Origin of the sequence: Corynebacterium sp. MSK150, from assembly GCF_030229215.1 — a bacterium.
In the GTDB taxonomy this organism is placed as follows: Bacteria; Actinomycetota; Actinomycetes; order Mycobacteriales; family Mycobacteriaceae; genus Corynebacterium.
Window position 1 is genome coordinate 74,981 of the sequence record NZ_JASPHM010000012.1, and the last position, 9,383, is coordinate 84,363.

At 59.4% G+C, this 9,383-nt stretch carries 8 protein-coding genes and 1 tRNA gene; 3 read left to right on the forward strand and 6 right to left on the reverse strand.

Annotated features, from left to right (window positions below):
• Positions 1 to 5: 5 nt before the first annotated feature.
• Together QP941_RS08740 and QP941_RS08745 are read right to left on the reverse strand one after the other, a co-directional pair.
• Positions 6 to 677: a beta-N-acetylglucosaminidase gene (locus QP941_RS08740; RefSeq protein WP_284868690.1), complete on the reverse strand. Its 672-nt coding sequence runs from the start codon at positions 675 to 677 to the stop codon at positions 6 to 8.
• A gap of 46 nt (positions 678 to 723) precedes the next feature.
• Positions 724 to 1,260, reverse strand: a complete 537-nt coding sequence (locus QP941_RS08745) for a PPA1309 family protein (RefSeq protein WP_005322346.1) — start codon at positions 1,258 to 1,260, stop codon at positions 724 to 726.
• 123 nt (positions 1,261 to 1,383) lie between these two features.
• On the opposite strand from QP941_RS08745, the gene QP941_RS08750 reads away from it, so the two are divergent.
• Both QP941_RS08750 and QP941_RS08755 read left to right on the forward strand, forming a co-directional pair.
• A complete protein-coding gene (locus QP941_RS08750) occupies positions 1,384 to 4,341 on the forward strand; it encodes a UPF0182 family protein (RefSeq protein WP_225747339.1) in 2,958 nt (985 codons plus the stop codon).
• A gap of 151 nt (positions 4,342 to 4,492) precedes the next feature.
• Positions 4,493 to 4,569 (forward strand) — tRNA-Met (locus QP941_RS08755).
• An 82-nt stretch (positions 4,570 to 4,651) separates the two neighbouring features.
• Here QP941_RS08755 and QP941_RS08760 read toward each other — a convergent pair.
• From QP941_RS08760 to QP941_RS08775, 4 genes are read right to left on the reverse strand one after another with little or no spacing between them, the layout of a single operon-like run.
• Positions 4,652 to 5,482 (reverse strand): ABC transporter ATP-binding protein, encoded by an 831-nt coding sequence (locus tag QP941_RS08760; protein ID WP_225745795.1) that lies wholly within the window; start codon positions 5,480 to 5,482, stop codon positions 4,652 to 4,654.
• Complete coding sequence (locus QP941_RS08765; RefSeq protein ID WP_284868691.1) at positions 5,479 to 6,594, reverse strand: FecCD family ABC transporter permease; 1,116 nt, start codon at positions 6,592 to 6,594, stop codon at positions 5,479 to 5,481. The genes QP941_RS08760 and QP941_RS08765 overlap by 4 nt, the downstream gene beginning before the upstream one ends.
• Entirely contained in the window at positions 6,594 to 7,619 is a 1,026-nt protein-coding gene (locus tag QP941_RS08770; protein WP_049156169.1) for a FecCD family ABC transporter permease, read from the reverse strand. Before QP941_RS08770 ends, QP941_RS08765 begins: the two co-directional genes overlap by 1 nt.
• Positions 7,616 to 7,852 (reverse strand): hypothetical protein, encoded by a 237-nt coding sequence (locus QP941_RS08775; protein WP_141745903.1) that lies wholly within the window; start codon positions 7,850 to 7,852, stop codon positions 7,616 to 7,618. Before QP941_RS08775 ends, QP941_RS08770 begins: the two co-directional genes overlap by 4 nt.
• 401 nt (positions 7,853 to 8,253) lie before the next feature.
• Here QP941_RS08775 and QP941_RS08780 point away from each other — a divergent pair, with 401 nt between their 5' ends.
• Entirely contained in the window at positions 8,254 to 9,270 is a 1,017-nt protein-coding gene (locus tag QP941_RS08780) for an iron-siderophore ABC transporter substrate-binding protein (protein ID WP_225745794.1), read from the forward strand.
• Positions 9,271 to 9,383 lie beyond the last annotated feature (113 nt).

Below are 9,383 nucleotides of genomic sequence, written 5' to 3' on the forward strand. Positions count from 1 at the left end.
TCGGCCTACTTAGCTAGGCCCAGCTCCTTGATCTTCTCTTCCGGGTCTTCCTGGTCGGAGGAGATCATCTGCTGCATAACCATGCCTTCTTTATTGTCCACCACGGTGATGACTGCGGTGGTTCCTAAGGTGGACCAGCCTACGACGCGGTCGCCGTCATCCTCAATGACCTGCGAGCTGCGCAGCTCGGTGAGCACCTGCGTGGTTTGCTTGGCCTTGGAGTGCGAGCGGAAGAACTGGAACTGGCCTACCTCCGGCCCAGAGCAGTTATAGGAATCGTCGCCGCCCGTGGAATCGCAGCGGTCGAAGTGCGCGAAGAGCTCCTTGGGCGCTACCGGAGCAAAGATGTCATAGGCCTTGGCCACCGACTTTTCCAATTTTTCGTTGCCGGGTTCCTTGCTTGCCGACGCCCCCTCCGAGGCCTCCGAGCTTTCCGCCGCGCTCGATTCCGCGCTGGACTCAACGGTGGAAGAGGAGCTAGAGGCGGTGTTGGTTTCCTCAGCGGTATCCGCCGCAGGGGCGGTGGACTCGGCGCCGGCAGGGGAGGTCTCCACGGGGGCGTCGGCAGGCGCGGCATCGTCCGAGGAACAAGCGGCAGTGCTCACGCCTACACCCAGCAGAAGCGCTGCTGCGGTGGCGCGGGTGGCGGTCAGGCGAGTGAGAGTAATGCGTCGCACGGTAGGAAAATGCTCCTTAGTCGCAGGCGAGAATTGTCACTTCAGTCTAATCTAGCTCATCCGGGTCTTGGTTCAGCCCATAGCGCAAAGCCGCAATAACCCCCGGAGCTACCTGGGGACCGCCGCGCAGCTGGATGTCATCTTCCGCGAACGGTCCGGCCGCTTCCAGCTCTTCCTCGGTGGGGCGCAGCTGCAGCAACGTGGTTTCGATGCCTTCCTCGCGCAGCGCACCGGAATAAAGGCGCGCCGGGCGAGGGGAGGGGTCCTCGCTGGAGGTATCGCGGAACTTAATTTCTTGGGCCAAGATGACGCCGGCGACCTCCCGCGGCCAGGCCAGGCGGGAGACATAATCGGCCAGCTGCTCAGAACCGGGCTCAATGTTTTCGGGCACATTATCTTGCACGATAAGGGTAAGCGGCGCGGCATCCTCTTCATCGAGTGCGGCAAGCTGATCGGCTACCAAGTGGGTGGGAACCAGCGCGAAGATGGTGGGCCGAGCGTCCCAGCCTTCGGCGTGGACGAATTCCACGGCTTCGGTCATCGCGCGGTTTAGAGCTGGCTGTGATAATTCGGGGGAACTCATGAACATCCTTATTCGTTATCTGTGTATTGCTTCCTTAAGCTGGAAGAAGTCTACAGGTTTTAAATTCGCACTAGTTGATTGGAGCTGGCGTTGTCCTTAGGGTCATCCACACCAGCCGCCCCGTTGAAGCGGCCCCCGCGGGTCGCGACAATCATTGCGGCCATCATTGCCGTCCTCTTGTTCTTCGGCCCCATGCTCGTGGGCATGTACACGGATTGGAGGTGGTTTGGTGCGATTGAATACCGGAACGTCTTCACCACCGCGATTATGGCGCGGATAGTCCTCTTTATCATCTTCGGTCTTGTGGCCGCTGCAGTGGTGTGGGCCGCCGGCTACTTTGCCTGGCGCGGGCGCCCGGATTCGCTCGACTTGGGAGACCTGAACTCGCCGGTGTATCAGTACCGCAAGTCCATTGAGAAGTCCATGGGCGTCTTCTTCAAGGTCATCCCCGCCATCGTGGGCATCATCGCCGGTTTCATCGGCCAGTCCAATTGGCGCACGGTACTGCTCTTCCTCAACGGCCAGGAATTCGGCGAACAAGACGCCCAGTTCCACCACGACCTAGGTTTTTATGCCTTCACGTTGCCAGTTCTAAAGATGGTGGTCAGCACCCTGTCCATCTTGTTGATCCTGGCCTTCCTCATCGCGCTTTTCGGCCACTACGTGCTGGGCAGCATCCGCATTGGTAATAAAGCCGCCGGTGTGCGCGGCTCCATCTCCCACCCCGCTCGTCTGCAGCTGGCGATTACCGCCGGCCTGTGGATGGTAGTCCAAGTCATCGGCTACTGGCTGGAGCGCTATGAGCTGCTTAATACCCAGCACGACCTCTTTACCGGTGGTTCCTATACCGATATTCACGCCTACCTGCCGGCGAAAATTATCTTGATGATCATTGGCATCTTCGTGGCCGTGGCCCTGTTTATGGCCGTTGTCATCAAGGACCTGCGCATCCCCGGCCTGGCCGTGGTGCTGATGCTGCTGTCCTCGCTGGTCATTGGCCAGGCATGGCCGCTGCTGATGGAGCGCTTTTCCGTACAGCCCAACCGCCAGGCAAAGGAAGAAGAATCCATCGCCCGCAATATCGAGGCCACCCGCTATGCCTATGGGCTCACTGATGACCACGTCACCTATGAAGACAACTGGGGCGGGGATGATGTCTCTGATGACAAGGTGGCCTCTGATAACGCCACTATCAATAACCTCCGCCTGCTGGATCCGGAGATCCTTTCTCCTACCTTTACCCAGATGCAGCAGCTGAAGAACTTCTACGGCTTCCCAGAGACGTTGTCGATGGACCGCTACGAGATCGACGGCAAGAAGCGCGACTTCGTTGTCGCCGCCCGCGAGCTGGATCCGAACGAGCTGCGGGAGAATCAGTCGGACTGGATTAACCGCCACACCGTCTACACCCACGGCAACGGTTTTGTGGCAGCGCAGGCCAATAAAGTCGACGAGGTAGCTCGCGATGCAGGGTCTGCCCGCGGTGGCTTCCCCATCTTTACCGTGTCTGACCTACAGACCCAGGCCGGCGAGTCCGAGGGTGAAGGCGAAACTCAGGACGCAGAGAAGTCCCTTGGCATTAAGGTTGATCAGCCGCGCATCTACTACGGCCCGGTCATTGCCGGTGCGGCCGATGGCATGGATTATGCGATTACCGGCAAGACCGGCGATAACCCGGTCGAGTACGACACCGATAGCTCCACCTATACCTATGACGGCAAGGGCGGCGTTGGCATCGGCAATATCTTTGACCGCACCATGTATGCCGCCAAGTATCGCGAGCTGAACTTCCTGCTCTCGGATCGCGTCGGCAGCGAGTCCAAGCTGCTGTATGACCGCGATCCGCGCGAGCGCGTGGAGAAGGTTGCTCCGTGGCTGACCACCGATTCCGCTACCTACCCGGCCGTGGTTGATGGCCGCCTGAAGTGGATTGTGGATGGCTATACCACCTTGGAGTCCCTGCCTTATTCCCAGCGTGCCTCGCTTTCCGACGCCACCCAGGACACCCTTAATCCCGATGGCACCACCCAGCGCTTGGTCAATGACAAGGTCGGCTATATCCGCAACTCGGTCAAGGCCACCGTCGATGCCTATGACGGCACTGTGGACCTCTACGAGTTCGACAAGAATGACCCAGTGCTCAAGGCTTGGGAGGGTGTGTTCCCGGACGTCGTTAAGCCTGAGGCTGAGATCTCCGATGAGCTGCGCGAGCACTTCCGCTATCCGGAGGATATGTTCAAGGTGCAGCGTGACCTGTTGGCGCGCTACCACGTGGATGACCCGAATGTCTTCTTCAATAACGATGCCTTCTGGTCCGTGCCGAATGACCCCACCGCGGAGGAATCCCGTCAGCTCAATCAGCCGCCGTACTACGTGATGGCCGCTGACCCGGAGACCGGCAAGCCGACCTTCCAGCTGACCACCTCTTACCGTGGTCTTAACCGCGAGTTCTTGTCTGCGCACATGGCCGTATCCTCCGAACCGGAGAACTACGGCGATATCACCGTGCGCGTACTGCCCACCAATACACAGACCCAGGGCCCGAAGCAGGCGCAGGATGCGATGATGTCCTCCGACCAGGTCGCCCGCGACCGCACCCTGTGGGAGGGCACCAATGACCTGCACAACGGCAACCTGCTAGCCCTGCCAGTCGGTGGTGGCGAAATCCTGTACCTCGAGCCGATCTACTCGCAGCGCAAGGACCAGGCCTCTGCCTTCCCGAAGCTGTTGCGCGTGCTCGTGTCCTATAAGGGCCGCGTGGGCTATGCCCCGACCATCGGCGATGCCCTCGAGCAGGTGGGAATCGACGCCAAGTCTGCCCAGAACATCGAGGAAGTTGACGGCGATTCCGAGGACAAGGACGGCGCCAAGGATGAGGAGAAGAAGGACGAGTCCAAGGACGATAAGCCTTCGGCTCCAGCTTCCGCTCCGTCTTCTTCCGACGAGGCGGGCGCCATCGATGACATCAACAAGGCCCTGAAGGGGCTTGAAGATGCACGCGATGGTTCCTTCGAGGAATACGGACGCGCCCTAGATGAGCTCGATAAGGCTGTGGAGTCTTATCAGAAGACGGACAAGTAGTTCCGGCTTATAATCGCGATGGATTAGGCACCTGCCCAGCGGATTTGGGTAGGTGCCTTTCCCTATGTATAGTTACATGAGTCGCCAGGACAGAGCGAATACACTTTGTGTTAACGCACTGTTCAAGCGCAGATGATGGAAGTCATCTCGACGCGGGGTGGAGCAGCTCGGTAGCTCGCTGGGCTCATAACCCAGAGGTCGTAGGTTCGAATCCTGCCCCCGCTACCAACTTCCAGGCCCTGACCAGATTAAGTTCCGGTCAGGGTCTTTTCTTATGCGCCACCCTAGTGGGTGGGCTTAGGCCTTGGGCCTAAGCCGGTTTCCTGAGCGGGACGATGAGCGGGTCTCCAGTCTCTGGATCCTCGATGACCCGCGCCCGCAGATCAAAAGCGTCCTGCAGTAGCTCTGCGGTGATGATTTCTGCGGGTGCGCCGGAAGCTATGACCTGCCCCTCCTTCATAATCACGAGATAATCGGAGTAGCGCACCGCCAGGTTCAGATCGTGCAGCACCATTACCACCGTTCGGCCAAGCTCTTGGCGCAGGCTATCGACTAGTTCGAGGATGTCCACGGAGGTCGCGAGGTCAAGGTACGTCGTTGGCTCATCTAGGAAAAGGATGTCGGTGTTTTGCGCCAGCACCATAGAGATCCATACGCGCTGGCGCTGGCCGCCGGAAAGTTCATCCAACGTACGGCTGGCAAGATCCGCAGAACCGGTTTGCTTTAGGGCCTCGAAGACCGCGTCTTCGTCCGTGGAGGACCACTGGCGGAACCATGCCTGATGTGGGTGCCGCCCGCGGGCCACCAGATCGGAGACCAATAGCCCTTCTGGGGCCACGGGGGATTGGGGCAGCATGCCCAGTATGCGGGCGACGTCCTTGCGCTTCATGTCCGAGATATTCTGGCCATCCACGCTCACGGTTCCGGTATCAAGGTTGAGCAGGCCAGACATGGCGCGCAGCAAGGTTGATTTACCGCATCCGTTGGGCCCCACGATGGTGGTGATTTTGCCGGCTGGGAAAGTGGCGCTGAGATCCCGGATGATGGTGCGCTGGCCGTAGCCCACGGTGACCGAGGAAGCATCCACGCCACCGGCGGTATTCGGGTGGTCTGCGCTTGGCTGGGGGATGGGGGAGGTCATGCGTCTGTGCTCCTAGTGCGTTGAACGAGTAGGTAGATGAGGAAGACGCCGCCCAGTGCGGAGGTGACAATACCCACCGGAAGCTCCACCGGCAGGACAGCCTGGGTCACGATGTCCGCACCGAGCAGTAGCACTGCGCCGGTAAGAGCCGAGGCCGCAAGCGGTGGGCTGGGTACCCCGCACAGCCGTAGTGCTACTTGGGGTGCTACAAAGGCGATGAAACCGATGGGGCCGGCAGCAGAAACTGCTACTGCAGCTAGAGCTACGGCCAATGCCAACATCGCCACCTGCACGGCGTTGACGCGCTGGCCCAGCGCTCGGGCGAGGTCGGGCCCCAGAGTGGTGGCCAGTGCTTGGTAGGCGATCCAGGCCAGCAACGGGGCGCAGACAAGCACAAGGACAACCATGGGAATGGTGGTGCTCCACTCCGACTTGGCCAGGGATCCTGTGAGCCAGAACTGTGCTTGGCTTGCATCCCGCAGTTCCGCGCGGACCATGAGGAAATTGATGTAGGAACTCAGCAGCGCGGTGATGATAATGCCTACGAGCACGAGGCGGTAGGAATCAGCTTGGCGTCGCCAAGCCAATGCCCAGATCACCATGGCGCTAAGAATCGCACCCAGCAATGCGGCTAGGGGAATTCCGATTCCGGCAAGCCAGCCGGCGAATCCACTGCCGCCGGCGCCAAGGACGATGACCGTTACGGCCATGGCCGAGGCACCCGTAGTGATGCCGAGGATATCGGGGCTGGCCAGCGCGTTGCGGGTGACCGTTTGGGTGAGCGCACCGGAAAGCCCCAGCGCGCAGCCGACCGCGATGGCCGTGGCCACTCGGGGCATGCGCCACTCCAAGACCACGAGTTTTTCCACGAGGGATCCTTGCCCTTGGAAAATCACCTCTAGTACTCGGGGAACGGAAATAGGGTAGTCACCCAGCCCGATGGAAAGCGCGCCTAAAAAGACGGTGAGCGCCGCGGCGATGATGCATACCAGCACCACCCGTGGGCGCCAGAGGAACGAGATGGGCCCAGCCCGGAATGGTACCCCGCCCGGCATCTGCCACGAAGCGCTTTGTTTATCTTGTACGGCCTGCGCAGCCTTGTTTCGTCGCATCACAGCGTCATCACCTTCTTTCGGTAGATCAAGGCGATGAAGAACGGCGCGCCAACGAAGGCCAATACGATGCCCACTTGGAGCTCGCCGGGGCGCGCGATGAGGCGGCCCACTACGTCAGCACATAGCAACAGCGCCGCGCCGGCTAGCGCAGAGTACGGCAAAATCCACTTATAATCTGGGCCGGTAAGAGCCCGGACGATATGGGGCACTACCAGGCCAATGAAGCCTAGCGGGCCCGCTGCAGCCGTGGCCGCGCCAGCCAGCAAGGCGATGATGCCCATGCCGGCCAGCCTTGCGGCCGCGGTATTGATGCCGAGCCCTGCGGCCACGTCGTCGCCTAAGTTCAAAATATTCAACTGCGGGCCGGTAGCGAACGCCAGGATCAGTCCCACCACTATGAACGGCAGGATTCCTAGCGCGATGTTCATATCCCGGCCGGCGAGGGAGCCGACGGTCCAAAAGCGCATCCGGTCCAGGTTATTCTCATTGGTGAGTACGAAGGCGCTGGTGATGGCGCTTAAGACCGCCGACAATGCGGCGCCGCCCAGCACTAAGGTCAAGGGATCGACGGCTGCCTTGCCTGCGGAGGCGAGGCCGAAGACCAGTGCCGTGGCAGCGATAGCGCCGAGGAAGGCTATCACCGCGGTGGCCCACGGGGCGGTGATGCCAAATAGCGCGAAGCTGACTACAACGCTTAGCGCCGCGCCGGAACTGACACCCAGGATTCCCGGATCCGCCAGGGGATTGCGGGTGTGGCCTTGGATTAGAGCACCGGCGACTCCCAGTGCCGCCCCCACGATTATGGCCAGGATGGTGCGCGGCAGCCGCAGCTCAGCTACCACGCGTTGGTTGGTGGAAACTTCGTCCTGGGCACCGCGTGCGGCCGGCAGTTCCCGCAGCGCGGCCCACACGTCCTCCGCAGGAATGGAGCGGGCGCCATACAGCAAACTGCAGATAGTGCCAACGAGGACCAGCAAGAGCAGAGCTCCTAGGCCCAGGAGGCGGGTAGTGCGCACACTCATGGCGTGGCCTCCAATCGCTGCTGCCGCTTGCCGATGCCCCCACTCCCAGCCAATAGTGCCCAGCGAGCACCGGCGCTGCGGCGGGTTGCCTTGGAGAGCTTCGGCTCACAGGTAGCGATGAGAATCCCTGAGCCGCGGGGTGGAGACAGGTACCTAGCTACTCCCGCTGGGCGGGGAGAGGAGCTGCGCCCGAGGCGTGGCTCAGGCAGTTGCTGGGTGTGATTGTCAATCATGGACAAGCATATTACCGTTTTCATGTAAGGTAAGCCTTCATTTAATTAAAAGACTGTAAAAGTGAAGGGCTGCAAGTCATCGCAACTGGCCCTAGGCGCCCACTATTTAGGTGAAACTCTATGCGGCACCTTTTGTAGTGCCTGTCTCAAAGTTGAGTGTGCTGCATGTGCATCGCATAGGCGGTGCCTGGAAATCTTTTGGTGACCAGCGTAACATTGATTATTTAGGCAAGCCTAAGTTATCCTTTTAACGTGCGAGAATATGTCATTGTCTCCAACGATTGGGGAACTTGGTTGCCCCCCCCCATTTGGGTATAACCAACCAAATATTCTGACCTTTCCCCATTCGTGAACGGGCTAGGCCTTGCGCTGAGATCCGTCACCAGTAATAACGGAGAAAAATGACATTCAAGAAAATTCTTGTCGGTACTGCTACTGTGTTGGCTCTGGGCACCGCGGTGACGGCGTGTTCGACTGATGACCAATCCGAAAACTCTGCAGACTCCCAGGCGGTCAACGCCGAGCAAGGTGCATTCCCCACCACCATCGAGCATCGCTATGGTTCCACCGAAATCAAGGAAGTCCCGCAGCGCGTGGTCTCCCTAGGGTATACGGATCAGGACGCGCTGCTGGCGCTCGGAATCACGCCGGTTTCCGTGAAGTATTGGGATAGCATGACCCCAGACGGGCAGGCTGCGGGCAACTGGTCTAACGACAAGATCGAGGGCGATACTCCTCGAATCGACAAAGACACAGAGGTCAATGCGGAAGCTATCGCTAAGGACAAGCCAGATCTCATCGTTGCCGTGTACTCGGATATTGATGAAAATACATACAAGAAGCTGTCCGATATCGCCCCTGTCGTTGTGCAAAAGGGTGAATATAAAGAACTGCAGCAGCCATGGGACGTGACTACGGAAGAGATTGGACAAGCCGTAGGCAAGCCTAAAGAGGCAAAACATCAGGTGGAGCAGGTTAAAGCGAAGTTTGCAGACCTAAAGGACCGTCACCCAGAGTGGGCCGAGAAGGAACTCGGTGTGGCCACCGTCTCTGCCGACAGCCTGGCCGTCTTTGCTGAAGAAGATCCGCGCAGCCGCTTCTTTACCGAGCTGGGGTTCAAGATCAACCCCGCCTACGCGGCAATCACCAAGGATAAATTCTACGGCGAGGTCTCCAAGGAGAACGCTGATCAGGTTGATTCTGACGTACTGGTGTGGGATCAGTTGTCCTACGCTCCGACGCAGGACAAGGCTTCTGTTACCGAGGATCCAATCGTGAGCAAGCTACCCGCTGTGAAGGATGGGCACAGTGTCTACTTGGAAGGCGACCTAGAAAAAGCCTTTGGATGGCAAACAGTGCTGAGTCTGGACTACCTGCTGGATAAGATCGAGCAGCCGTTGGCGGACGCCACGAAGTAAAAGGACTCAATCGCTGAACCGTCCCCCGCGTGAATGTGTGAACTGGCCCCCGAAAGTTGGACTGGTTTAATTCTAGGCGGTTAGGGCTTCAAGGGTCTGATTTCGATATTGCA

Excerpts from the sequence above, each read along its gene's own strand:
- QP941_RS08765 (WP_284868691.1), bottom strand. The coding sequence starts at position 6,594 with ATGCGACGAAACAAGGCTGCGCAGGCCGTACAAGATAAACAAAGCGCT.
- QP941_RS08770 (WP_049156169.1), bottom strand. The coding sequence starts at position 7,619 with ATGAGTGTGCGCACTACCCGCCTCCTGGGCCTAGGAGCTCTGCTCTTG.
- QP941_RS08760 (WP_225745795.1), bottom strand. The coding sequence starts at position 5,482 with ATGACCTCCCCCATCCCCCAGCCAAGCGCAGACCACCCGAATACCGCC.
- QP941_RS08780 (WP_225745794.1), top strand. The coding sequence starts at position 8,254 with ATGACATTCAAGAAAATTCTTGTCGGTACTGCTACTGTGTTGGCTCTG.
- QP941_RS08745 (WP_005322346.1), bottom strand. The coding sequence starts at position 1,260 with ATGAGTTCCCCCGAATTATCACAGCCAGCTCTAAACCGCGCGATGACC.
- QP941_RS08775 (WP_141745903.1), bottom strand. The coding sequence starts at position 7,852 with ATGATTGACAATCACACCCAGCAACTGCCTGAGCCACGCCTCGGGCGC.